The following is a 24,093-nucleotide window of genomic DNA, read 5'->3' as shown; positions in this document are numbered from 1 at the left end:
CCAGACGCGGGGATCCGTGCCTGGCCGCGCGGGGAGGCGGGGGCGCGGGTCGGGTTTAGCCGGTTTGTCCGGCCGGAGGGGCGGCACCAAGGTAGCCGAGTTCCGATGAGAGCTGTTGGGCGATGTCGCGTACGCGGCAATCCATCGTACCGCCCCATTCTGCATCGAATATGCTTTGCGCGCCCAATACGATCAGTCCCATCGCCAGATGGCCGTTGGCATCGAACACCGGCATCGAAAACGCGTTGATGCCCGGCAGCACCCCGCCCCGCGTGCGCGCGGCACCATGGGCGCGCACCTCGGTGCAGATCGCATCGTATTCGGCCAGCGAGCGCGGCATGTCCGGCACGCCATCGTTACCGCGCGCGCCCAGTTCGCGCTCAATCAGCGGCAGCGTCTGCTTGCGCGGCAGGTAGGCGCCGTACAGGCGTCCGGTGGCGGAGTTCAGCATCGGCATCACGTCGCCCAGACGCAGGCTGACGGTGACCGGGTGGCTGGATTCCTCCCAGTGGACGATGGTGGGGCCGTGGTTGCCCCAGACCGCGATGCCGGCGGTCAGGTCGATCTCGTCGCGCAGCTGCGACAGGATCGGGCGCGCCTTCTTGACCGGGTCGAGCCGGTTCAGCCCCGCCAGCCCCAGCTGCAGCGCAAACGGCCCCAGGTCGTAGCGCCCGCTGACCGGGTCCTGCGCCACCGCGCCCAGCCGCATGAAGCTGACCAGGTAGCGGTGCGCCTTGGCCGGGTTCATGCCGGCGGCCGCGGCCAGGTCGCGCAGCATCATCGCGCGCGGCGATGCCGCCAGCGCCTGCAACAACTTGAAGCCCACCTCGATGGACTGGATCCCGGAGCGCAGCTTTGCGTCGTCTTCTTCGAGTTCGGACATGCAGCGGATTGGTTGGCTTGTTGATGGGCCCGAAAGGCCGCTCCCAGGAGCGTTCCCCGGGCAAATTCCTAGGTAAATTTACTATAGCGAAATCGATTTACCAATTTTTAAGTCCTCGGTAGACTTTCTTCGCAACAGACCTTGCCGGCGTACACATGCATGCCCCGCCGAGCCGGGCCCCTTTTTAACACGGAGACTACCGATGCGCCCCCTGCGTCCCTTGCTTCAGCTTCGTTCCACCCGCATCGTGCTGATGGCCCTGGCCGCGGCCGGCGCCCTGTCCGGCGCCAGCGCGCCTGCCCGCGCCGACGACTGGCCGGCGCAGCCGATCCGCTGGGTCGTGCCCTACCCGGCAGGCGGCGGCACCGACGTGGTGGCGCGTACCATCGGCCAGGCAATCACGCCGGGGCTGGGCAAGCAGGTGGTGATCGACAACCGCCCGGGCGCGGCCACCATCGTCGGCGCCGATGCCGTCGCCCACGCCAAGCCCGACGGCTACACCGTGCTGACCGCCGACACCGCCACGCTGGCCGCCAACCCGTCGCTGTACAAGAAGCTGCCGTACAACCCGGAGAAGGATTTCGTCTACATCGGCCAGCTCGCGCGCTTCCCGCTGGTGCTGGTGGCCAATCCCAAGTTCCCGGCGCGCACGCTGAAAGAGGCGGTCGAGTACGCGCAGAAGAACCCGGGCAAGGTCAACTTCGCCTCGCCCGGCGCAGGCAGCCCGCACCACCTGGCGATGGAACTGTTCATGGACCAGACCAAGGTCAAGATGACGCACGTGCCCTACAAGGGCGCCGCCCCGGCCGTGCAGGACCTTCTGGCGGGCCAGGTCGACCTGATGTTCCTGGACCTGGCCTCGGGCCAGCAGAACGTGACGGCAGGCAAGCTGCGCGCGCTCGGCGTGGCCACGCCCAAGCGCCTCGCTGCCCTGCCCGGCGTGCCCACCGTGGCCGAAGGCGGCGTGGCCGGCTTCGAGGCCTACGCCTGGCAGGGCATGGTGGCCCCGGCCGGCACGCCCAAGGCCGTGGTCACACGCCTGAACGCCGAACTGGTCAAGGCGCTGAAGACGCCCGAGGTACAGAAGAAGCTCGAAGGCGTGGGCGTCGAGGCGGTCTACAGCACGCCCGAGGAATTCGCCAGCTATGCGCGCGCCGAGGCTGACCGCTGGGGCAAGCTGATCAAGGCCAAGGGCATCACGGTGGACTGAATGTCGGCCACGGTAGACTAGCGGGCGTTGTGTCCGCCACGCGGACGCCCCCCCGATCTCTACCGCACCGCATTCATGAAACTCGCAACCCTGAAGGACGGTTCGCGCGACGGCCAGCTGGTGGTCGTGTCGCGCGACCTGAAGCAAGCCCACTACGCCACCGATATCGCCGGCAAGCTGCAGACCGTGCTGGACGACTGGAACTTCTACGCACCCCAGCTGCAGGACCTGTACGACGCACTGAACGCCGGCCGCGCGCGCCACCCCTTCCCGTTCGCCGCCAAGGACTGCATGGCGCCGCTGCCGCGCGCCTACCAGTGGGCCGACGGCTCCGCCTACGTCAACCATGTCGAGCTGGTGCGCAAGGCGCGCGGCGCCGAGATGCCGCCTGAGTTCTGGACCGATCCGCTGATGTACCAGGGCGGCTCGGACGACTTCCTCGGGCCGCAGGACGATATCGTCTGCGCCAGCGAAGCCTTCGGCATCGACTTCGAGGCCGAGGTGGCCGTGATCACCGGCGACGTGAAGATGGGCGCCAGCCCCGGGCAGGCCGGCGACGCCATCCGCCTGGTGATGCTGGCCAATGACGTCTCGCTGCGCAACCTGATCCCGGCCGAGCTGGGCAAGGGCTTCGGCTTCTTCCAGAGCAAGCCCGCCACGGCGTTCTCGCCGGTGGCGGTGACGCCAGACGAGTTGGGCGAGGCCTGGCGCGAGCGCAAGTTGCACCTGCCGATGACCGTGCACTGGAACAGCAAGAAGGTGGGCCAGCCCGACTGCGGCACCGACATGGTGTTCGACTTCGGCCAGCTGATCGCGCATATCTGCAAGACGCGCAATGTGCGCGCCGGCAGCATCGTCGGCTCGGGCACGATCTCCAACGTCGACCGCAAGAAGGGCTACTGCTGCATCGCCGAGAAGCGCACGCTGGAGACCATCGACGAAGGCAAGCCGTCGACCGAATTCATGAAGTTCGGCGACGCGGTCAAGATCGAGATGTTCGATGCGCAGGGGCATTCGGTGTTCGGCGCGATCGACCAGCTGGTGGCGGCGGCCTGAACGCCGCCCGGCCTGTCGGCAAGGCCGCGCCCGTCCGGATGCGCATATAATTAACCGACCGATCGGTTGGTAAATTCGCAATCCATCCGGCGCGGCCCACGCCCCTCACCTGACAGGCCACCCATGACTGCCCCCAATAATGACTCGCCTTCCGCTGAACTCTCCGAACGCTACGCCCGCTATCGCGCGCTGACGCTGCGCCGCCACGGCCCCATCCTGGAAATCATCATGGGCGCCGCCCAGTCGGCCAACCAGAAGCTGGCCACGGCGGACGCCAACATGCACCGCGAGCTGGCCGAGATCTGGCGCGACGTCTCCGCCGATCCCGAGGTGCGCGTGGCGCTGATCCGCGGCGAGGGCAAGGGCTTTTCCGCCGGCGGCGACCTGGCGCTGGTGGAGGACATGGCCAATGACTTCGAGACCCGCACGCGCGTGTGGCACGAGGCGCGCGACCTGGTCTACAACGTCATCAACTGCGACAAGCCGGTGGTCTCGGCCATGCACGGCCCGGCCGTGGGCGCCGGGCTGGTGGCGGGCCTGCTGGCCGATATCTCGATCGCCGCCAAGACCGCGCGCATCGTCGACGGCCATACCCGGCTGGGTGTGGCGGCGGGCGATCATGCCGCGATCGTGTGGCCGCTGCTGTGCGGAATGGCCAAGGCCAAGTACTATCTGATGCTGTGCGAGTCGGTCAGCGGCGAGGAGGCCGAGCGGATCGGCCTGGTCTCGCTGGCGGTGGAAGAGGACGAACTGGTTGCGCGCGCTTTCGAGGTCGCCAACCGGCTGGCGGCCGGGTCGCAGACCGCGATCCGCTGGACCAAGTACGCCCTCAACAACTGGCTGCGCATGGCCGGCCCCGCCTTCGATACCTCGCTGGCGCTCGAATTCATGGGCTTTGCCGGCCCCGACGTGCACGAAGGCATGGCGAGCCTGCGCCAGAAGCGGCCGCCACAATTCAGATAACGACGACGCAGCCGCCGGCCCACTGTTGGCCGGCCCTGGGCTGCGTCGCACACGGAGCGCGCGACCATGTTCGGACAGATTCCCGATTTCACCAACGGCTTCGACTTTGTGCGCCGGTTGTGGGGCAGCGGTACCGGCATGCCCGGCGGCCTGATGCCCGGGTTGCAGGCGATGGCCCCGCCGATGGACCTCGATGAGCTCGACAAGCGCATCGCCGACCTGAAGGCGGTGGAGAGCTGGCTGCAGCTCAATACCAACCTGCTGCACACCACCATCCAGGGCCTGGAGGTGCAGCGCGCCACGCTGGTGGCGCTGCAGACCTTCGGCAACGCGCTCTCGCCGGAGGCCATGCAGTCGGCGATGGAGAACGTCGCGCGCGCGGCCAACGCGCCCAGCGCCACGCCACCGCAACGGTCCGGCGCCGATACCGGCGCCACGGGTCACAACGAGCCGCAGGCCGAGGCCGCTGCGCAGGAGCCTGCCCAGGCTGCAGGCGCGCAGGCCGGGGCGGGCGAAGCGGAGCCCGCCGCGCCGCCCAACGCGGGGCTGTGGTGGGACATGCTGCAGCAACAGTTCAGCCATATCGCCAGCAGCGCCGCCGCGGCCAGCATTGCACCGTTCGGCATGAGCGGCTTTGGCGCGGCCGGCCCCGGCACGCCTGCGCAAGCGCCCGCGGTAACGCCGAAAGACGCCCCCCCGCGCAAGGCCGCGGCGGCCAAGCCCGCTGGCAAGCCGGCGGCAAAGAAAACCGCTGCAAAGAAGGCGCCGGCCAGTAAGGCGGCCAAGGCCAAGCCCGCCAAGAACGCGGGGAATGGCAACGGCAATGGCAACAGTGGCGCCAACGGCGGCAGCAACGCTTCCTGACCCCCAGCCGGCGCGGCCCCACCACACCCTTCGCCCAGCCCCCAATGCACCGCGACCCCTTGTCGGGACCCCGCCCTGCTCCGCAATCCGGACCCAACCCCGCTGCCACCGCGCTGATCATGATGGGCGGCGGCGCCCGCGCCGCGTACCAGGCGGGCGTGCTATGCGGGCTGGCGCGCATCGCCGCGCGCCACGGCAAGGCGCACGGGGCGCTGCCGTTCGGCATCATCGCCGGCACCTCGGCGGGCGCGATCAACGGCGCCGGCCTGGCCATCCACGCGGCCGACTTCCAGGCCGCCACGCAAAGCCTGGGCGCGCTGTGGCACAGCATCCATGCCGACGACGTCTACCGCACCGACGTGCTGCGCGTGGGCGTGTCGGGCGCACGCTGGCTGTCGACGCTGGCGCTGGGCTGGGCCACGCAGCGGCGCGCGCCGCGCGCGCTCTTCGACAACACCCCGCTGGGCAGCATGCTGGGCGAGCTGTTCGAGCCCGCGCGCGTGCAGGCCAGCCTGGACAGCGGGGCCCTGCAGGCGTTCGCGGTGACAGCGCTGTCGTACAGCACCGGCCGCCACGTGACCTTCTACCAGTCGCACCACCGCATCCACCCGTGGCACCGCAGCCAGCGCATCGCCGTGCCGGCGCAGATCACGGTCGACCACCTGCTGGCATCGGCATCGATCCCGTTCCTGTTCCCGGCCACGCCGCTGGAGATCGACGGCCACCATGAGTGGTTCGGCGACGGCACCATGCGGCAGATGTCGCCGCTGTCACCGGCGATCCACCTGGGCGCGTCGCGCATCCTGGCGATCGGCGCGGCCTCGCGCCAACGCTCGGGCTGGTTCGACACGGTACCGGCCGGCGGCTACCCGTCGCTGGCTCAGGTGGGCGGCCAGGCGCTGGCCAGCATCTTCCTGGACGGGCTCAACGCCGACCTGGAGCGGCTGCTGCATATCAACCGGCTGCTCGCGCGCATGCCGGAAATGGCCGGCGACCGCGAGGGCTGGCGCCCGGTGCAGGTGATGACGATCTCCCCAAGCGAGCCGATCGAGGCCATTGCCGCCGAGCACCAGAAGCAGCTGCCGCGCACCGTGCGCGCGCTGCTGGCGCCGCTGGGCGGCACCGAGGCGCGCGGCGCAGCCTTTGCCAGCTACCTGCTGTTCGAGCCCGAGTTCACCCAGGCGCTGATGGCCCTGGGCGAACGCGACGCCGAGGCCCAGGCCGCCGAACTGGCGGCGTTCCTGTTCGGCATCGTGCCCGGCGCGGCGCCCCCGGCGTTGGCGGCGGAGCGGGCGCTGTCGCCTTGAGTGCCCGGCGTCACAAAGACGGGGCGGCGTGAATGGCACTTGGCACGCCCGGGCGCCGCTGATCGGCCGCAAAATGCAGCCGGCTGCGCCAAACCTCGCAAATAACGTTGCATTTGGCCCGATCCCGGCTAAAAAAGAAGAAGAGAATAATTCGCATCTGGTAGAATCTGCCCGTAATTTCAAAGGCTTACCATGCTCTACCCCGAACTGTTCAAATCGTTGGAAGCCGTCCGCTGGCACATGGACAAGGACATCCCCTGGGATACCTTTGACGCCAGCCTGCTGACGGACGACCAGGCCAGGACCATCCGGATGAACGCGATCACGGAATGGTCCGCCCTGCCCGCGACCGAAATGTTCCTGCGCGACAACCGCCACGATTCCGACTTTTCGGCGTTCATGAGCATCTGGTTCTTCGAGGAACAGAAGCACTCGCTGGTGCTGATGGAGTACCTGCGCCGCTTCCGCCCGGACCTGGTGCCGACCGAGGAAGAGCTGCACGCCGTGCGCTTCGAGTTCGACCCGGCCCCGCCGCTGGAAACGCTGATGCTGCATTTCTGCGGCGAGATCCGCCTGAACCACTGGTACCGCCGCGCCGCCGAATGGCACACGGAACCGGTGATCAAGCATATCTACCGCACCCTGTCGCAGGACGAAGCCCGCCACGGCGGCGCCTACCTGCGCTACATGAAGAAGTACCTGGCCCAGTTCGGCGACAACGCGCGCGCCGCCTTCGCCAAGATCGGCGTGCTGATGGCCTCGGCGCGCCGCACCGAGAAGCCGCTGCACCCGACCAACCTGCACGTGAACAAGGCGCTGTTCCCCAACGACACGGTGCAGTCGCGCCTGCCGGACCCGGACTGGCTCGAGCACTGGCTGGACGAGCAGATCCGCTTCGACGAAGGCTGGGAGAAGAAGGTCATCGAGCGGATCCTGCACAACATGTCGCTGCTGTTCGAACGCACCTTCGAGACGGTGCAGGACCTGAACCGCTACCGCAAGGAACTGAATGCGCGCCTGCCCGGCGCTGGCGGCGCCCAGCCGGCGTAAGCCTGGGCCGCGCGGCCACGGCTGCATTCAGCAAAGCCCCGCTCCGGCGGGGCTTTTTCATTGGCGCGGCGCCAGCGCATTTCCCGTTTCCTGTTTTTCCGATGATTTCAGAAAACCCGGGGCCGTAGCAGAAGCCGCGCAACCGCGGGAGGTATTCGGTTACGCAATCACCGGTTTAAGCGCCCAGCGATGCCTTCCCGATACATCAGCCGCAAACCCAGTGGGGGCGCGATCCTCCAGGACATTTAATTCGGAAAATAAAATACTTAATTCACTGCCGATGATTATCTCGACGTGCGCCGATGCATTGATGATCCGCCATTAAAGATTAAATCAATTCATTTTGTAATATCCCGCAATTCGGATAGCATCGTTGCACCGCCGGCTTGGCAGGGGTGTGATCGGTAACGGAGGCCAGGCCGGCCAGGCGCTGGCCAGGGGGCTGATCGACTGCGTCGTCACGGTGGACGGGCTGCCCGGCCCGGGCGGCGTGATGGCCGAGCATGTGATGATGGCCCAGCGCAGCCTGATCCGGCTGCCGCCGCTCTCCGTCGCGGGCGACCACCCAGGGCAGGTGCGCGAGCACTGGACCCTGCGGCCGACGATGCCGACGCCGACAGCGCGGTGCGGCGCTACCTGGCGGGCGTGTCCGACAGCGTCAGGCTGACCGTGGCGCCGTCATGGAACGCTCAGGTGGCCCTGTGGCGCTCGCGCGGTGGCGTAACGCCGGTGCTGAAATTCAACGTGCCGTGGATCGAAGGCGCCAGCGCGGCCTACGTGGCGGACGTGCCCGAGGGCTTCCCGGCGTGGGCCAGCGTCAGCCTGCTTTACCTGAGCGGGCGCGCACAGGCCACATGCATCGACGCCGTGCGGCAGGCGCTGGTGGCGGTTTTGCGCGGCATTGCCGCTGCGACCGTGCCGCTGCCGGCCAATGACGCGGCCATGGCGCTGCCGCTGGCGGGCTAGGCCGCAAACCCGCAGCGGTGTCGGGCACAAGACGGGGTACCATCTCGGACAAGCGTGCCGGGCCCGTTGCGGGGCCGGCCTTCAACTTCCGACCCTGACCCATGTCCGTACCCGCCTTCGAATCCAAGCTGACGCCCTCCGACGACCCCGCCGCGCTGGCCGCGCGCATTGCCGCGCTGCCGCGCCCGCTGGTGTTCACCAACGGTGTCTTCGACATCCTGCACCGCGGCCATGCCACCTACCTGGCGCAGGCGCGCGCCCTGGGCGCGAGCCTGGTGGTGGGCGTCAACAGCGATGCCTCGGTGAGGATGCTGGGCAAGGGCGATGACCGCCCGCTCAACCATGAGTCGGACCGCATGGCGCTACTGGCCGCACTGGAATCGATCGACCTGGTGGCGCTGTTCCGCGAGCAGACCCCTGTCGAGCTGATCCGCCTGGTACGCCCCGACATCTATGTCAAGGGCGGCGACTACGACATCGACACGCTGGAAGAAACCCGGCTGGTGCGCAGCTGGGGCGGCCAGGCCTACGCCATCCCCTTCCTTCACGACCGCTCGACCACCAAGCTGCTGACCAGGGTGCGCCAGGGCGCCTGACGCGCTTGCGTGCGACTCAGGAGCAGGCCAGCACGTCCTCGGCGCCATAGCGCTGGCGCATATCCTCGATCCGAGCGCGCGCGGCGTCATCGGCATTGCGCACGCGCAGCCACTGGCGCGTGAGCGGGCGCGCGGCCTCGGTCAGCATGGCGGTGCGCACGCCGTGGCCGCGCAGCGTGTCGAGGTAGCGCTCGGCGCGCTCGCGCTCCCGGAACAGGCCCAGCGACACCGTGTAGGTGGCCGCCTCGGCCGCACCGGCGGTCACCAGCGAGTATTCCGTCACGTTGCGCCGGCGCAGTTCGGCGAGCTTGCGCTCGGCGTTCTCGCGGGTGGGCTGCGGCGGCAGGTGGATCCACCAGCGCACCTGTTCCTGGCGTTCGAACGCCTCCACCAGCAGCGCGGCAGCGGCCAGGTCGTCGGCGGCGCGGCGCGCGGCCTGGGCGCTGAAGCCGCCGATTTCCATGCAGGCGGCGGCCAGCGTGGTCACCGTGCCTGCCGTGGTGGCGGGCAACCCACTGCGCGGCGCGGCCTCTGCCGCCGAGGCCGGTGGCTGCAACCGCATGCGCTCCCCGCGCACCTGCTGCTCCAGCCGATGCGGCTCACGCGGCGTTTCAAACCAGCCCGACAGCGGGTTCGCCCCGAACACCCCGAGCACCGCCGCCAGCAGCGCGACATTGGCGAGCAGCAGCAACAGCAGCGCGATGCGCAGCGGGCGTGGGAGGTTGGCAAGCATGGGGCGGGGACGGAATGAATCGGGTGGGAGATAGCTGGCAGCTGGGGCAAAAAGATGGCAGGTAGCCCTACGCGTCGGCCAATGCCATCGCATGCAGGCCGAGCAGCACCAGATTATCGTGCATCTCGCATGGCACCGCGAGCGCGCCCTCCAACGCGGCGCGCGCTCCGCCCGAGAGCAGGCAGCGCGTGGGACCGCGCTCGCCCAGCGCACGCCAGGTGCGCTCGATCGCGCCCGCCTGCGCCGCCAGGCAGCCGGCGGCAATCGCGTCGTGGGTGTTGTCGGCCCAGCGCAGGTTCGCGCCGGCCACAGTGCCGGCGTCGTCGACGTCCAGCGCCGGCAGCTGCGCGGTGTTGCGCGCCAGCGTGCCGAGCATCAATGCCAGCCCGGGCAGGATCAGGCCGCCTTCGAAGCGCGCCCGACCATCTGCTGAAACCGTGACGATATCGAGCGTGGTGGCCGTGCCCGCGGTCACCACCAGCAGCGTGTCGTGCGGCAGCCAGCGGTGCGCGCCGATGGCGCCGACCCAGCGGTCCACGCCGAGTTGCGTGGGCTCGCGGTAGCCGTTGGCGAGGTTGCCGTGCGCGGCGGCGCTGCGCACCCATTGCACCGGCGCCAAGGCGCCGAAGGCATCGACCAGCGCCGCATCGACGGCCGCCGCGATCACCGGGCCGGCCACGTTGGCGATCCATACCGCCGGCATCGGGCCACTGCCGCGCAGCGCGCGCAGGCCGGCGGCGAGCGTCTTCAGTGCGCCGTCGTCGGCATGCGTGACCGCGCCGGCGTGCTGCCATGGCGTGGGCAGGCCCGCGGTCGCCGGCACCGGCGCATCCGGCTCGCACCACGCCCATTTCAGGCGGGTGTTGCCGATATCGATCAGCAGCCGCGGCGTGCTCATGCGGCGTCTCCCTGGCCCGGCGCAGGCCGCAGCGACAGCTCGCCGCTGGCGATGCGCTCCAGCCCCGCCGGCGTTTCCAGCAGCAGGTGGCCGGCCTCGTCGACGCCGCGCGCCATGCCCTCGGCCATCACCTGGCCGTCGTGCAGCAGCCGCACCGGCTGGTCGCGGTAGGCATCGGCGGCGGACCAGCGCCGCGCCATCGGCCCGAAGCCATGCGCGAGGAAGTCCGTGCGCATCACCGCCAGCCGCTCCAGCAACGCGGCCAGCAGGCGCGGCGCGTCGCGTTGGGCGTCGAAGCCGGGCAGCGCCTCGGCCACGCCCGCCAGTTCGCGGCCGAGCGCCGCTTCCATCTGCGCGTCGCGCACCAGGTTCAGGCCGATGCCGATCACGGCCCAGACCCGCTGCGGGCCCGCAGGCACCGATTCGATCAGGATGCCGGCCAGCTTGCGGCCGTCGATCTGCAGGTCGTTGGGCCACTTCAGGCCGACGCGCGCACCCAGCCGCGCATCGACATCGCCCAGCGCCTCGGCCAGCGCCAGGCCCACGGCCAGGCTCAGGCCGCTGAGTTGCGCCGGTGCCAGCGCCAGCGGCAACGCCACCGAGAAGGTCATGCCCGCCTGCCCCTGCCAGGTCCGGCCCTGGCGCCCGCGCCCGGCGGTCTGGCGGTAGGCCAGGCGCAGCCGGCCGGCGTCGGACCAGGGCATCTGGCGGCAGGTGGTGGTCAGGTCGGCATTGGTCGAGCCGGTTTTCTCCACCAGTTCCAGCGTCCAATCGCGCAGCGCGGGCGAGAGCGCGGCGCGCAGGGCGTCGGCATCGATGCGCCAGGAGAGGGCGGACTGGGCGGACTGGGCGGACGGATTGGACGGGCTGGCAGGATCGGCGGGCATGCGGGATAAAGGGAGCAAGAGGACTGGGATCGACGGGGATCGTATAGCGCACAGGCAAGCGCGGGCGCCGGCCACGGATGCCGCATTGTAGCCGTGCGGCGTGCCCGGGCAGGGCGGCGGCATGCCCGCGGTCGCGCCAGTGGGGCGGGTGGCTTAGAATCGGGACTCGGTCATCACATCCCTTGCCCTTGGAACGCCAGACGACGCCAGATTTCCAGATCACCCGCGGGGACGGAACCGTCAGCGTACAGCTGCGTGGCGACTGGACCGCGCTCGCCCTGGCCGGCTGCCACCAGGCGCGGCAGTTGCGGTCGCAACTGCACGAACTGGCCCTGGCGCCGGAGCATGCCCAGTGGTCGCTCGCGGAAGTGGAGCGGCTGGACCACATCGGCGGGCAGCTGCTGTGGCAGGCGTGGGATGGCAAGCTGCCGTCGCAGCTCGATGCCAGCGACGGCCAGCGCCGCGTGTTCGAGCGCATCGCCGCGGTGCAGGACGAAGGCTGGAAGAAGCACATGGTGGACCGCTTCAACCCGGTCACGCTGTTCGGCGCGAACGTGCTGTCGTTCGGCGAGCAGTTGGGCCGTGGCATCACCATGCTCGGCCAGCTCACCTTCGACCTGCTGCGCTTCGCGCGCATGCCGCAGCGCGGACCGTGGCGCGAAATCTCGGCCAATATCTACAACGTGGGCTACAAGGCGCTGGGCATCACCGCGCTGGTCGGCTTCCTGATCGGCATCGTGCTGTCGTACCTGTCGGCCAACCAGCTGCGCACCTTCGGCGCCAGCACCTTTATCGTGAACATCCTCGGCATGGCGGTGATCCGCGAGCTGGGGCCGGTGCTGGCGGCGATCCTGATCGCGGGGCGCTCGGGCTCGGCCATCACCGCGCAGATCGGCGTGATGCGCGTGACCGAGGAACTCGACGCGATGCGCGTGATGGGCATCTCGCACGGCTTCCGGCTGATCATGCCGCGCGTGATCGCGCTGGCCGTCGCCATGCCGCTGCTGGTGGCGTGGACCGACGTGATGGCGCTGGCCGGCGGCATGCTGGCCGCGCGCATGCAGCTTGGCATCAGCGCCGCCTTCTTCCTGCGCGAACTCCCCGACGCGGTGCCGGTGGCCAACCTGTGGCTGGGGCTGGGCAAGGGCGTGGTGTTCGGCATCCTGATCGCGCTGACGGCGTGCCACTTCGGGCTGCGCATCAAGCCCAACACGCAGAGCCTGGGCGAAGGCACGACCGCCTCGGTGGTGACCTCGATCACCATCGTGATCCTGGCCGACGCGGTGATTGCGATCCTGTTCAAGGACGTGGGCATATGAGTTCCTTGCCGCCCGCCTCGCAAGCCCCCTCGCAAGCCTCGCAACCGAAGCCCACGCCGGTGATCGAGGTGCGCAACCTGGTCAAGCGCTTCGGCAAGGTCGTGGTGCACGACGGCATCGACCTGGACGTCTACCGCGACGAGGTGCTGTCGATCGTCGGCGGCTCGGGCAGCGGCAAGACCGTGCTCCTGCGCCAGATCGTCGGGCTGGAGCGGCCCACCTCGGGCACCATCCGCGTGTTCGGCGAAGAGCCACGCCGGCTGAACGCGGCGCAGCTGCAGGCGCTGCGCAACCGCTGGGGCCTGCAGTTCCAGCGCGGCGCGCTGTTCTCGGCGCTGTCGGTGATCGACAATATCGCGCTGCCGCTGCGCGAGCTGCGTGCGCTGCCCGACAACCTGATCTGCCGCGCGGCCCTGCTCAAGCTGCAGCTGGTAGGCCTGTCCGCGCGCGATGCGGACAAGATGCCGTCGGACCTGTCCGGCGGCATGATCAAGCGCGTGGCGCTGGCGCGCGCACTGGCGCTGGAGCCCGAGCTGCTGTTCCTGGACGAGCCCACCGCGGGGCTGGACCCGATGGCCTCGGACGATTATGTCGCGCTGATCCGGGAACTTCGCCGCGAACTGGGCCTCACGGTGGTGATGATTACGCATGACCTGGACACGCTGGTGGCGCTGTCCGACCGCGTCGCAGTGCTGGCCGACCACAAGCTGGTGGCCGCGGCGCCGATCCCCGAAGTGGTGAAGGTGGACCACCCCTTCATCCGCGAGTATTTCCTGGGCGAGCGTGCCCAGCGCGCCCTGCAGGCGCTGCAGCAGCCAGGGCAGTCCGCGCAGTCCGCACACCCCGCGCGGCCGGATGCGGCGCCCTCTGGAGAAGCATGATGGAAAACAAGTCAAACGCATTCCTCGCGGGCGTGTTCACGATCGGCCTGGCCGTGCTGGTCATGTTCGCGATCTTCTGGTTCAGCAGCGACCACGCGGTGCGCGTGCCGTATGACCTGATCACCCGCTCCACCGTCAACGGGCTGGGCCCGCAGGCGGACGTGAAGTACCGTGGCCTGGCGGTGGGCAAGGTCGAATCGATCAAGTTCGATCCGCAGGTGCCAGGCCAGATCATTGTGCGCATCAGCGTCAACAAGGACACGCCGATTACGCGCACCACCTATGCCACGCTGGGCTTCCAGGGCGTGACCGGGATCGCATACGTGCAGCTCGATGACTCCGCCGCGCACGACGGCTCCGCGACCTCGCCGCCGCTGGCCACCTCGCCCAAGGCGCCGGCGCGCATCGCCATGCGCCCCGGCTTCTTCGAGGAGCTGGAGAAGCGCGGCGACACGCTGCTGACCCAGGCCGAGACGCTGCTGTCCTCGCTCAACGACATGTTCCAGACCGCCAACCGCGCCGAGCTGATGGCGGCGATCCGCTCGGTGCGCAAGACCGCCGAGGATTACTCGCAGCTCTCGGCTTCGCTGGCGCCGGCCACGAACCGGCTGCCGAAAGTCACCGAGAACCTGAACGCCACGCTGGAATCGACCCGGCGCCTGACGCAGGAGCTGGCCAACCCGAACGGCACCGTGATGCGCACCGTCGACAGCGTCGGGCGCGACCTGCAGGGCGCGTCCGCCTCGGTGCAGTCGGCGGCCGGCACCTTCAGCCAGGAAACGCTGCCGCAGCTCAACGGCCTGGCCCGTGACGCGCGCCAGACCGCGCGCACCTTCGAGCGCGCCGCCGGCCAGTTCAACGAGAGCCCGAACAGCGTGCTGTTCGGCGTGCCGACGCCGACGCCGGGGCCGGGCGAGCCGGGCTTCAGCACGCCCTGATGACGGCGCCCTCCTGTCCAGACCAAAGAACTGCCAACCGCCGAGACATCGCCGTGAACCCTGCCCCCGAGATGCCACGCCAACATCGCCGCGCCTCCGCCTCCGCCTCCGCCACGCTGCTGGCGCTGGTGGCCGCGGCGCTGGTGCTGTCGGGCTGCGCGCTGTCGCGCGGCACGCCCACCATCACCTATGACCTGGGTCCGTCCGCTGCCCTCCCCGCGACAAACCCGGGCCCGGCGCCGCTGCCCAGACTGCGCGTGACGCAGACCGACGGCCCCGACTGGCTCGAAGGCAACGCGCTCTACTACCGGCTGCGGTACGCGCAGGCGCAGCGGCTGCAGGCCTATGCCACGCAGCGCTGGGTGATGTCGCCCACGCGCCTGTTCGACGAGCGGCTGCGCGAAGCCGTGGCGGCGCGCGGCGCGCTGACCTGGTCCGGCGACACCAGCGTGCCGGCGCTCAAGGTCGACCTGCTCCAGTTCGAGCAGGTATTCGACAGCGCCACCACCAGCCAGGGCGTGGTGCGGCTGCGCGCCACGGTGTACCACCACGGCATGATCGGCCAGCAGACCTTCGAGGTGCGCCGGCCCGCGCCCAGCGGCGATGGTGCCGGCGGCGCCAAGGCGCTGGCTGACGCCAGCGACGCGGTGATCGCCACGGTGCTCGACTGGGCCGGCACACTGCAGCTAAAGTAAAGACAAGCAAGGAGATATGCCCATGGAGCCGGCTCCCCCGCCGCCCTCCGCGCCGCCCTCGCCGCTGCCTGCGGCGGCAACGTCCGTACCCGAACCGGCCGGGCCACAGTATTCGCCGCTGGCCCGCGTGGGGCTGCTTTGCTTCACGCTGCTGGTGGTGTACGCAAGCCTGTACCCGTTTTCGGGCTGGGTCGACAACGGCATCTCGCCGTTCGCCTTCCTGACCGCGCCCAAGCCGCGCTATATCACCGACTTCGACCTGCTGACCAATGTGCTGGGGTATTTCCCCTTCGGCGCGCTGGTGGTGCTGGCGTTGCATCCGCGCATGTCGGGCGGGCGCGCCACGCTGGTGGCGCTGGTGGCGGGCGCGCTGCTGTCGGCGTGCATGGAAGCGTTCCAGACCTGGCTGCCGAGCCGGATCTCGTCCAACATCGACCTGATCACCAATGCGCTGGGCGCGCTGCTGGGCGGCGCGGTGGTGGCGCCCTTCACCCGCGCGCTGATCGACGACGGGCGCCTTACGCGGCTGCGCCATGCCTGGTTCGAGCCGCACGCCAGCTTTGCCATCATCCTGCTGATGCTGTGGCCGTTTGCGCAGATCTTCCCGCAGGAGCACCTGTTCGGCATGGGCGGCATCGTGCGCGAATGGCTGACCGATCCGGATTCGTGGCCGATGCAGGTGCTGCAGATGCTGTTCCCGCAGCTGGAGGCGTGGCAGGACCATATCGGACTGCGGCCCGAGGACATGCAGAGCCAGCAGTTGCTGGAATCGCTGGTAACCGCCAGCAGCTGGGTCGGCACGGGGCTGTTCGCCTCGATCGCCATGCGCCGCAGCGCACCGTCGCTGCGCATCCTGGCCGGCCTGCTGGCGGCGGCGCTGCTGCTCAAGGCCACCGTGGCCGAGCTGCAGTTCCCGGCCGAAAGCGCCTTCGTCTGGCTGTCCGAAGGCGGCCGCTTCGCGCTGCTGACCAGCTCGCTGGTGCTGGCGCTGCTGCTGTACCTGCCGCGCTGGCTGCGCGCGGTGCTGGCGATGGCGGCGCTGCTCACGCTGGTGGTGCTGACCAACGTGCTGCCGTCCAACCCGTATGCGTGGATTTCGGAGCAAGGCTGGCGCATGGGCCGCTTCGTCCACTTCAACAGCCTGGCGCAATGGCTGGGCTGGTTGTGGCCGTTCCTGGCGTTCTGCTATGTGATCTGGCGCTTCGAGCAGGTCAGCCTGCGCCGGCATGCCATGAAAAAAGCCGCGGCGCGCCGTGAGGCGGCCGCGGCCGGTACGCAGGAGTAGCCAGGGCCGGGCAGGCTAGTGCAACTGGCCGCCCTGCTCGCGTACGTCCGCGCGGGTCGCCAGCGCCGTCGCCACGGCCTGGCGCAATCCCTTGACCAGCGTTTCCTGCGCCAGGCTCGGCTGGCCGGGATGGCGCGCGGCCTGTTCGGGCAGATAGGGGATGTGGATGAAGCCGCCACGGACCTCGCCGCGCTTGTGCTGCGCCAGCCGGTGCATCAGCCCGTAGAACACATGGTTGCACACGAACGTGCCCGCCGTCTGCGACACCGAGGCCGGCACGCCCGCGGCGCGCATGTCGCGCACCATGGCTTTGATCGGCAGCGTCGAGAAGTATGCAGCGGGGCCGTCTTCGACAATGGCCGTATCGATCGGCTGCTCCCCGGCGTTGTCGGCGATGCGCGCATCGTCGACATTGATCGCCACGCGCTCCACCGACATCTCCGTGCGCCCGCCAGCCTGGCCGACGGCGATCACCAGCGTCGGCTGCAGCGCGCCGACCAGCTCGCCGATCGCGTCGATCGCCGCGCCGAACACGCACGGCAGCTGGCGCGCCACGATCACGGCATCGCCGACGCGCTCGCCGTCGAGCGCGCGCACCGCCTCCCAGGACGGATTGATCGGTTCGTTCTCGAACGGCTCGAAGCCGGTCAGAAGCACGGTATGCATGGCAAGGGCTCCGCGGTTACATCAGGAAGTACAGCAGCACGATATTGGCGACGAGGATGGCGAGCGCGCTCGGCACCTGGGCGCGGATCACGGCGTTCTTGTCGTCCAGCTCCAGCAGCGCGGCCGGCACGATATTGAAGTTGGCCGCCATCGGCGTCATCAGCGTACCGCAATAGCCCGAGAACATGCCGATCGCCGCCATCACCGCCGGGTTGGCACCGAACATGCCGACCAGGATGGGCACGCCCACGCCGCCGGTCATCACCGGGAAGGCCGCGAAGCCGTTGCCCATGATCACCGTGAACAGCGCCATGCCCACGCAGTAGACCGCCACCGCGACCAGCTTGTAGTCCATGTTGATGTAGGCGGTGGACAGGTGCGCCACGGCCTTGCCCACGCCCGCGTCGGCAAACACCAGGCCCAGCATCGCCAGCATCTGCGGCAGCACCAGCGCCCAGCCAAGCGACTCGGTCAGCCGGCGGGATTCGCGCACGCCCTGCGCCACGGTGTCGCGCGTCAGCCAGCACACCACCCCCAGCGAGATCAGGCAGCCGATGCCGAGCGAGACAAAGGTCACGTTCTTGGGATCGAGCAGCGGCACGCCGGCCAGCTTGACGTCCTTGAACAGCATCGTGCCGATCACGGTCACCAGCGGAATCAGCAGCGCCGGGATGAACAGCTTGTTGCCGAGGCGTTTCGCACTGGCGCGGCGTTCTTCTTCTGGCAGGCTGTCATGCTTGCCGTGGCCGACGCCGCCGAAGCCGGCGATCAGCGCCATCACCACAGCACCGATGCCCACTGCCGCGGGCGGCAACCGGTCGCCGATCAGGAACACGATCGCATACAGCAGCCAGAACAGGCCGGTGCTGAGGCGGCGCGGATGCGTGCGATCCGCGAAGGTCATCAGCGCGGTGATGGCCAGCACCAGGCCGGCGAGCCAGTAGAGATATTCGATGGAAACGATCATGGCTGGCCCCTTACTCGCCGGACTTCATTGCGACATTTCCGGCGGCGCTGGCTGTGGCGGCCTGGCCGCCCAGCTCACGCTCCAGCCAGCCATCCAGGCGCTTCAGGCGCACCGCATGGATCAGGAAGGCGCAGATCGCGGTGGGGATGCCCCACACGGCGATATGCAGCGGTTCGACGTCGATGTTCGATGACAGCAGGAAGGTATGCATCAGCGCGATGGCGCCGAACGCGACGAAGATGTCCTCGCCGAAGAACAGGCCCACGTTGTCGGTGGCGGCGCAGAAGGCCAGCACGCGCTGGCGCACCGGCTCGGGCAGGTGGCCGAAGCGGTTCTCGGCTGCGCCTTCTGCCATCGGTGCCAGCAGCGGGCGCACCATCTGCGGATGGCCGCCCAGGCTGGTCAGGCCGATCGCCGCGGTCAGCTCGCGCACGCCCAGGTAGACGATCAGCAGGCGCCCGACCGTGGCCGAGGCGATGCGCGCAATCCATGCCTGCGCATGCTCGCGCAGGCCGTGCCGCTCGAGCAGGCCGATCACGGCAAGCGGCAGCAGGATGATCAGCGGCAGGTTGCGCGCCTTGACGAAGGCGGTGCCGATCGCGGTGAAGATCTGCATCAGCGGCATCGGCGCGGCCAGCCCGGTGGCCAGCGCGGCGAGTACCACCACCAGCATGGGATTGAAGCGCAGCACGAAGCCGATAATGATGACGCCGACCCCGACAAGGGGCCAAAGATTGACTGCCTGTTCCATAAGAGACACCAAACGAATAAAACGAAGGCGCGCGGACGGCAGCCGTCGTACAGCACGACGGAGCGGGCCGCGGGAGAAACCAGCGAAGCGGCGCGGGTGCGCTCAGTCGCTGGCGCGAATCGCGATGCCTTCCGCGCCCAGCCGTTCCCGGATGCGGCGCGCAAAGGCAAGCGCGTGGGCGCCGTCGCCGTGCAGACACACGGTTTCAGCGCGGATCGGTACCCAGGTGCCGTCGATGGCGCGCACGCGTTGCTCGCGCACCATGGTCAGGGTCTGGTTCAGGGCAACTTCCTCGTCCTCGTGCAGCGCGCCGGGCGTGCCGCGCTTGACCAGCGTGCCGTCGGGGTTGTAGCCGCGGTCGGCAAAGACTTCCTGCTTGACGCGCAGGCCGGCCTCTCTGGCGATGTCGATCATCTGGCTGCCGGCCAGGCCGAAGAACACCAGGTCGGAATCGAAGTCGCGCACCGCGCGCACGATCGCGCGGGCCAGCGCGGGATCGCGCACGGCCTGGTTGTAGAGCGCGCCATGCGCCTTGACGTGATGGAGCTGGCCGCCCTGCGCGCGCACGATCGCGTCGAGCGCGCCGATCTGGTACAGCACGTCGGCGTAGACGGCCTCGGGGTCGCGCTGCATTTCTGTGCGCCCGAAGTTCTCGCGGTCCGGGTAGCTCGGGTGCGCGCCGATCGCGACGCCGTGCTCGATCGCCCACTTCACCGTCTGCAGCATGGTGGCCGCGTCGCCGGCGTGCCAGCCGCATGCCACGTTGGCGGAACTGATCAGCGCCAGCAGCGCCTCGTCGTTGCCGCAGCCTTCGCCGAGGTCGGCGTTCAAATCGATCTGCATTGCCGTTCTCCTGTGCGGTGCGGTGTGTGCCGCCGCCTTTGTCAGTGTGGCCGGTGCGTGGTCTGCGCGCCGGCGCGGTTACCTGTGCTGCGCGCGTGCCCTCATGCCGCCGCGCGGGTCAGCGTGCGCCGGCGCGCGGCGATGGTCATGCCTTTGCCCTGCCATTGCAGCGCCTGGTCGATCTGGCGCAGGTAGCGGTCCACCTCGGCCTGCGCCGCCGTGGCCTGGCCCAGCGTGACCTGCACGAAGCGCACCGGCGCGCCCAGCGGCACCTGCGCCAGCCGCCACAGGTCGGCGCCGATCACCACGCCGATCTTGGGATAGCCGCCGGTGGTCTGCGCATCGGCCATCAGCGCGATCGGCTGGCCGGCCGGCGGCACCTGCATCACGCCGGGGACCACCCCATGCGACAGCAGGTCGGCACTGCGCTCAGGGCGGCGCACCAGCGCCGGTCCGTTCAGGCGCAGGCCCATGCGATTGCTGTTGGGCGTGACGGTCCAGTCGGCCTGCCACAGCGCTTGCTGCGAGGCGGCGTCAAAATCCTCGTACTCGGGCCCGGGCAGCATGCGGATCGGCGTGGCCTTGCCATCAACCTTGGCCGGCAGCGCCCATGTCGGCGCCTGCACGCCGATCCAGTCGCCCTCGGCCGCCAGGCCCGGGCGCCCCGCGGGCAGGCGGTCGCCTTCCTGCAGCGGACGCCCGCCCAGGCCGCCGAAACCGGATTTCAAATCGGTGCTGCGCGAACCCATCACCGGCTCGACAGCGATGCCGCCGGCCACGCACAGGTACACGCGCGTGCCGCCGCGTGTCGACGGCAGCGTCAGGGTCTCGCCCTTGTGCGCATCGAAGGCATGCCACGACCACACCGGCACACCGTCCAGGTTGGCGCCGCACTCGGCGCCGGCCAGCGCCACGCGCAGGTCCGCGTGAAAGCGCACCGCGGCGCGGCCCAGCGTGAATTCAATGGCGGCGCAGCCCGGCTCGTTGCCCAGCAGCCGGTTGCCGACCGCCACGGCCAGCGGATCCATCGCACCGCAACGGCCCACGCCGAAACGGCGAAAGCCGGTTCGGCCCAGGTCCTGCACCGAGGCGAGCGCGCCAGGTCGGATGATCTCGATCACGCGATGATTTCCTCGGCGACAAAGCGCACGGTGTCGCCGGGCGCGAACAGGGACGGCGGATCGCGGTCCGCCACGAAGAGTTCGGCTGCGGTATGCCCGATCAGTTGCCAGCCGCCCGGCAGCACCGCCGGATAGATGCCGGTCTGCTCGCCGCCGATGCCGACCGAGCCGGCCGGCACCGCCACGCGCGGCTCGCGCCGGCGCGGCGTGGCCAGCTCGGGCGCCAGGCCGCCCATATAGGCGAAGCCAGGCTGGAAACCGAGGAAGTAGACGACGTACTCGCCGGCCGCATGGCGGCGCACCACTTCCTGCGGGGAAAGGCCGGTATGGGCGGCCACGTCGCCCAGGTCCGGGCCGTGCTCGCCGCCGTATCGCACCGGGATCTCCACCAGCTTGCCCGTCGCATTGCGCGCCTCGCCCGAGGCCCACGCGAGCTTCAGGTTGCGTTCCAGCGCGTCCACGTCGGCGCTGCCGTCAAAGATCACCGTCAGGTTGTTCATGCCCGGCACCACGTCCACCACGCCGCGCCAGTCCGCCGCCCTGGCGGCCATCGCCCAGATGCGACGCTGGACTTCCAGCGATGCGGGCGGAGCGACGCTGTACAGCAGCGCCTGCTCGGCGAGTCGGTGGACGGTGCAGGAGTTCATGGGATTCCCGGTAGCGCACTTGCTACCAGTGTAGGCAGGCAAGCCGGAATGTGACGCAGTTGTATTTCATCGATAATTTATCGATGAATTCATAATATCGAAACGAAACGAGGAGAAACAGTCAGGGTTGACCCTAGGGGCGCAAGGGCCACTGCGGCCGGCTGCACCATGGCGGGGCACCAAAGAAAAACGGCCGGGAAGTCCCGGCCGTCTCTGCTCGATCAGTTTGCAGCGCTGTCGCTCAGGCAAACCCCGCCTGATGCGCCTGCTGGTCGGCGTGGTACGAGCTGCGCACCATCGCGCCCACCGCGGCGTGGGTGAAGCCCATCTTGTAGGCCTCTTCCTCGAACATCTTGAAGGTGTCGGGATGGACGTAGCGCAGCACCGGCAGGTGGTGGTTCGACGGCGCCAGGTACTGGCCGATGGTCAGCATGTCGATGTCGTGGGCGCGCATGTCGCGCATGACTTCGAGGATTTCCTCGTCGGTCTCGCCCAGGCCCACCATCAGGCCGGACTTGGTCGGCACATTGGGGTTGCGGCGCTTGAATTCCTGCAGCAGCTTGAGCGAGTGCTCGTAGTCCGCACCCGGGCGGGCCTGCTTGTACAGGCGCGGCACGGTTTCCATGTTGTGGTTCATCACGTCAGGCGGGCAGGCCTGCAGGATGTCCAGCGCCTTGTCCAGGCGGCCGCGGAAGTCAGGCACCAGCACTTCGATGCGGGTGGCGGGCGACAGGTCGCGCGTCTGCGAGATGCAGTCGACATAGTGCTGGGCACCGCCGTCGCGCAGGTCGTCGCGGTCGACGCTGGTGATCACCACGTAGTTCAGCTTGAGCTGGGCGATGGTGCGGGCCAGGTTGCCCGGCTCGTTCACGTCGAGCGGATCGGGGCGGCCGTGGCCGACGTCGCAGAACGGGCAACGGCGCGTGCACTTGTCGCCCATGATCATGAAGGTGGCCGTGCCCTTGCCGAAGCATTCACCGATGTTGGGGCAGCTCGCTTCCTCGCACACCGTCACCAGGTTGTTGGCGCGCAGGATGTCCTTGATCTCGTAGAAGCGTGAGCTGCCGGTGGCGGCCTTGACGCGGATCCAGTCCGGCTTCTTGAGCTTTTCGGCCGGCACGATCTTGATGGGGATGCGTGCGGTCTTGTCGGCCGACTTCTGCTTGCGGGTCGGGTCGTACTGCTCCGCGGGGGACTGCGGGGCTTCGCTGGAAGTGGCGATCAGGGCGTCGCTCATACATTTCTCCGCACGCGCTCAGCGTGCATTTCGCTTTTGACTAGGAGGCCAGGGCCGGCGTGGCGGTTTCTTCGGCTGCCAGCACGCGGGCTTCGTGCGCTGCCAGCACTTCGCACAATGCCGCCGCCAGGCGCTGCGCGATTTCGGGTTGTCTTGCCGCGGTTACGGGCAGCGGGGTGCCACCGGCATCGGCCACCGGGCAGGTGGCGCCCGCGCTCGCCATGTCGACCGTTTCCAGTCCGGCATAGCCGCAGGGATTGATGCGCAGGAACGGCGACAGGTCCATCTGCACGTTGAGGCTGACGCCGTGGTAGCTGCAGCCGTTGCGGATCTTGAGGCCGAGCGCGGCAATCTTGGCGCCCTGGTGCGGCCCGTCGGACAGGTAGATGCCGGGGGCGCCGGGCTTGCGTTCGGCTGCGAGATTATACGCCGCGAGCGTGTCCAGCACCGCCTGCTCGATGCCGTGCACGAGCTCGCGCACCATCAGGTGGCGGCGGCGCAAATCGACCAGCAGGTAGGCCACGACCTGGCCGGGACCGTGATAAGTGATCTGCCCGCCACGATCGATCTGCACCACCGGGATGTTGTCATCCGGCGACAACAGGTGTGCGGGATCGCCCGCCTGGCCCAGCGTGTAGACCGGCGGATGCTCGACCAGCCAGATCTGGTCGGGCGTCTCGGGCGTGCGTGCGGCGGTAAAGGCGCGCATCGCGTCGAAGCACGGCTGATAGTCCTCGCGGCCGCGTTCGATGACGTGGATCGGATGCATGGCGAGAGTGTAACGAAAAGGGCCGGCTTGCGCCGGCTCCCTTCCCTGCACCGCTTACGGTCGCGAGCGTGGCGCATCGTCCGATCCGCCACGCGACCAGACCAGGCGCAGGTGCGCGCGGCCCGGGCGTGACGTGGACGATGCCTCGCCGGCTCCCGCGTCAGGATGCGGTGACCTGGTCCTGGTTAGGCGTCCACTCCGTACCTCGAACCAAACGGCGCAGGCTGCGATACACCAGGTGCGGCACATCGGCCAGCGACAGCGCCGGGCGGCGCGCTTCGGCGATTAGGGCCAGCCGCACCGGCTGCTCCGCGCGCGGATCGACGCTGACCGTCACCTCATCGCCGGAGCGCAGCAACAGGCTGCCGCCACAACGCAGCCAGTAGTCCTCCGAATCGTTCTCGCGCGTGAGCCATACGTCGGTGCCGCGGGCATTTTCCACGTGCAGGCGCTGGGCGGCGTGCACCGACAGCGCGGTGACTTCGCCAGGATTCAGGGTGAACACAGTCGTTGTGAGCACGGTTTTCATGAGGGTTCTCCGTTCAGCCGGCTTCGGCAGGG

Annotated in this window: 27 protein-coding genes; 14 read left to right on the top strand and 13 right to left on the bottom strand. The window is 69.1% G+C overall.

The window, feature by feature from the left end:
* Positions 1–55 precede the first annotated feature (55 nt).
* Complete coding sequence (locus ABNX08_RS00500; protein WP_022533208.1) at positions 56–883, bottom strand: IclR family transcriptional regulator; 828 nt, start codon at positions 881–883, stop codon at positions 56–58.
* Between the two features lie 253 nt (positions 884–1,136).
* Between ABNX08_RS00500 and ABNX08_RS00495 the strand changes: the two genes are divergently transcribed.
* From ABNX08_RS00495 to rfaE2, 9 genes are all read left to right on the top strand, one after another.
* Positions 1,137–2,093, top strand: a complete 957-nt coding sequence (locus tag ABNX08_RS00495; protein ID WP_041681201.1) for a tripartite tricarboxylate transporter substrate binding protein — start codon at positions 1,137–1,139, stop codon at positions 2,091–2,093.
* Between the two features lie 75 nt (positions 2,094–2,168).
* Entirely contained in the window at positions 2,169–3,149 is a 981-nt protein-coding gene (locus tag ABNX08_RS00490) for a fumarylacetoacetate hydrolase family protein (protein ID WP_022533206.1), read from the top strand.
* Positions 3,150–3,272: 123 nt separating this feature from the next.
* A complete protein-coding gene (locus tag ABNX08_RS00485; protein ID WP_022533205.1) occupies positions 3,273–4,112 on the top strand; it encodes an enoyl-CoA hydratase/isomerase family protein in 840 nt (279 codons plus the stop codon).
* Positions 4,113–4,178: 66 nt separating this feature from the next.
* Positions 4,179–4,976 (top strand): PhaM family polyhydroxyalkanoate granule multifunctional regulatory protein, encoded by a 798-nt coding sequence (locus tag ABNX08_RS00480; protein WP_022533204.1) that lies wholly within the window; start codon positions 4,179–4,181, stop codon positions 4,974–4,976.
* A gap of 44 nt (positions 4,977–5,020) precedes the next feature.
* Positions 5,021–6,283, top strand: coding sequence for a patatin-like phospholipase family protein (locus ABNX08_RS00475; protein ID WP_022533203.1), 1,263 nt, complete (start codon positions 5,021–5,023; stop codon positions 6,281–6,283).
* A 192-nt stretch (positions 6,284–6,475) separates the two neighbouring features.
* Positions 6,476–7,333 (top strand): ferritin, encoded by an 858-nt coding sequence (locus tag ABNX08_RS00470; RefSeq protein ID WP_022533202.1) that lies wholly within the window; start codon positions 6,476–6,478, stop codon positions 7,331–7,333.
* A 373-nt stretch (positions 7,334–7,706) separates the two neighbouring features.
* Positions 7,707–8,000 carry a hypothetical protein gene (locus ABNX08_RS00465; protein ID WP_022533201.1) on the top strand — a complete coding sequence of 98 codons (294 nt, stop codon included), beginning with the start codon at positions 7,707–7,709 and terminating at the stop codon, positions 7,998–8,000.
* Entirely contained in the window at positions 7,958–8,299 is a 342-nt protein-coding gene (locus ABNX08_RS00460; RefSeq protein ID WP_022533200.1) for a hypothetical protein, read from the top strand. Before ABNX08_RS00465 ends, ABNX08_RS00460 begins: the two co-directional genes overlap by 43 nt.
* A gap of 101 nt (positions 8,300–8,400) precedes the next feature.
* Positions 8,401–8,895 carry a D-glycero-beta-D-manno-heptose 1-phosphate adenylyltransferase gene (gene rfaE2 / locus ABNX08_RS00455; RefSeq protein ID WP_022533199.1) on the top strand — a complete coding sequence of 165 codons (495 nt, stop codon included), beginning with the start codon at positions 8,401–8,403 and terminating at the stop codon, positions 8,893–8,895.
* A 16-nt stretch (positions 8,896–8,911) separates the two neighbouring features.
* On the opposite strand, the gene ABNX08_RS00450 is transcribed toward rfaE2, so the two are convergent.
* The 3 genes from ABNX08_RS00450 to ABNX08_RS00440 all read right to left on the bottom strand — a co-directional run bounded on the left by ABNX08_RS00450 (position 8,912) and on the right by ABNX08_RS00440 (position 11,413).
* Positions 8,912–9,628 (bottom strand): SPOR domain-containing protein, encoded by a 717-nt coding sequence (locus ABNX08_RS00450; RefSeq protein ID WP_022533198.1) that lies wholly within the window; start codon positions 9,626–9,628, stop codon positions 8,912–8,914.
* A gap of 67 nt (positions 9,629–9,695) precedes the next feature.
* Entirely contained in the window at positions 9,696–10,526 is an 831-nt protein-coding gene (locus ABNX08_RS00445; protein ID WP_022533197.1) for a type III pantothenate kinase, read from the bottom strand.
* Positions 10,523–11,413: a biotin--[acetyl-CoA-carboxylase] ligase gene (locus ABNX08_RS00440; RefSeq protein WP_022533196.1), complete on the bottom strand. Its 891-nt coding sequence runs from the start codon at positions 11,411–11,413 to the stop codon at positions 10,523–10,525. Before ABNX08_RS00440 ends, ABNX08_RS00445 begins: the two co-directional genes overlap by 4 nt.
* A 182-nt stretch (positions 11,414–11,595) precedes the next feature.
* On the opposite strand from ABNX08_RS00440, the gene ABNX08_RS00435 reads away from it, so the two are divergent.
* From ABNX08_RS00435 to ABNX08_RS00415, 5 genes are all read left to right on the top strand, one after another.
* A complete protein-coding gene (locus ABNX08_RS00435) occupies positions 11,596–12,732 on the top strand; it encodes an ABC transporter permease (protein ID WP_349605234.1) in 1,137 nt (378 codons plus the stop codon).
* Entirely contained in the window at positions 12,729–13,613 is an 885-nt protein-coding gene (locus ABNX08_RS00430; RefSeq protein WP_022533194.1) for an ABC transporter ATP-binding protein, read from the top strand. The genes ABNX08_RS00435 and ABNX08_RS00430 overlap by 4 nt, the downstream gene beginning before the upstream one ends.
* Positions 13,610–14,551 carry an MlaD family protein gene (locus tag ABNX08_RS00425; RefSeq protein WP_022533193.1) on the top strand — a complete coding sequence of 314 codons (942 nt, stop codon included), beginning with the start codon at positions 13,610–13,612 and terminating at the stop codon, positions 14,549–14,551. The genes ABNX08_RS00430 and ABNX08_RS00425 overlap by 4 nt, the downstream gene beginning before the upstream one ends.
* Positions 14,552–14,622: 71 nt before the next feature.
* Positions 14,623–15,246 carry an ABC-type transport auxiliary lipoprotein family protein gene (locus ABNX08_RS00420; RefSeq protein WP_041680916.1) on the top strand — a complete coding sequence of 208 codons (624 nt, stop codon included), beginning with the start codon at positions 14,623–14,625 and terminating at the stop codon, positions 15,244–15,246.
* Between the two features lie 22 nt (positions 15,247–15,268).
* The gene (locus ABNX08_RS00415) at positions 15,269–16,531 is read left to right on the top strand and encodes a VanZ family protein (protein WP_022533191.1); all 1,263 of its coding nucleotides are present in this window, start codon (positions 15,269–15,271) and stop codon (positions 16,529–16,531) included.
* Positions 16,532–16,546: 15 nt separating this feature from the next.
* Here the strand turns inward: ABNX08_RS00415 and pcp are convergent, their stop codons facing one another.
* The 9 genes from pcp to ABNX08_RS00370 all read right to left on the bottom strand — a co-directional run bounded on the left by pcp (position 16,547) and on the right by ABNX08_RS00370 (position 24,061).
* Positions 16,547–17,197: a pyroglutamyl-peptidase I gene (gene pcp / locus ABNX08_RS00410; RefSeq protein ID WP_022533190.1), complete on the bottom strand. Its 651-nt coding sequence runs from the start codon at positions 17,195–17,197 to the stop codon at positions 16,547–16,549.
* Between the two features lie 16 nt (positions 17,198–17,213).
* Positions 17,214–18,164 (bottom strand): DUF979 domain-containing protein, encoded by a 951-nt coding sequence (locus ABNX08_RS00405; RefSeq protein WP_022533189.1) that lies wholly within the window; start codon positions 18,162–18,164, stop codon positions 17,214–17,216.
* A gap of 10 nt (positions 18,165–18,174) precedes the next feature.
* Positions 18,175–18,915 carry a DUF969 domain-containing protein gene (locus tag ABNX08_RS00400; protein ID WP_022533188.1) on the bottom strand — a complete coding sequence of 247 codons (741 nt, stop codon included), beginning with the start codon at positions 18,913–18,915 and terminating at the stop codon, positions 18,175–18,177.
* Positions 18,916–19,017: 102 nt separating this feature from the next.
* Complete coding sequence (gene pxpA / locus ABNX08_RS00395) at positions 19,018–19,758, bottom strand: 5-oxoprolinase subunit PxpA (RefSeq protein ID WP_022533187.1); 741 nt, start codon at positions 19,756–19,758, stop codon at positions 19,018–19,020.
* A 101-nt stretch (positions 19,759–19,859) separates the two neighbouring features.
* A complete protein-coding gene (locus tag ABNX08_RS00390; protein WP_022533186.1) occupies positions 19,860–20,879 on the bottom strand; it encodes a biotin-dependent carboxyltransferase family protein in 1,020 nt (339 codons plus the stop codon).
* Positions 20,876–21,526: a 5-oxoprolinase subunit PxpB gene (gene pxpB / locus ABNX08_RS00385; protein ID WP_022533185.1), complete on the bottom strand. Its 651-nt coding sequence runs from the start codon at positions 21,524–21,526 to the stop codon at positions 20,876–20,878. Before pxpB ends, ABNX08_RS00390 begins: the two co-directional genes overlap by 4 nt.
* A gap of 241 nt (positions 21,527–21,767) precedes the next feature.
* A complete protein-coding gene (lipA, locus tag ABNX08_RS00380) occupies positions 21,768–22,763 on the bottom strand; it encodes a lipoyl synthase (protein ID WP_022533184.1) in 996 nt (331 codons plus the stop codon).
* 40 nt (positions 22,764–22,803) lie between these two features.
* Complete coding sequence (gene lipB / locus ABNX08_RS00375; RefSeq protein ID WP_041680915.1) at positions 22,804–23,532, bottom strand: lipoyl(octanoyl) transferase LipB; 729 nt, start codon at positions 23,530–23,532, stop codon at positions 22,804–22,806.
* A 160-nt stretch (positions 23,533–23,692) separates the two neighbouring features.
* Complete coding sequence (locus tag ABNX08_RS00370; protein ID WP_022533182.1) at positions 23,693–24,061, bottom strand: DUF2917 domain-containing protein; 369 nt, start codon at positions 24,059–24,061, stop codon at positions 23,693–23,695.
* Positions 24,062–24,093 lie beyond the last annotated feature (32 nt).

Source organism: Cupriavidus sp. DF5525 (assembly GCF_040149425.2).
GTDB classification, from domain to species: domain Bacteria; phylum Pseudomonadota; class Gammaproteobacteria; order Burkholderiales; family Burkholderiaceae; genus Cupriavidus; species Cupriavidus pickettii_A.
This window is presented reverse-complemented; position numbering and strand designations above follow the sequence as displayed.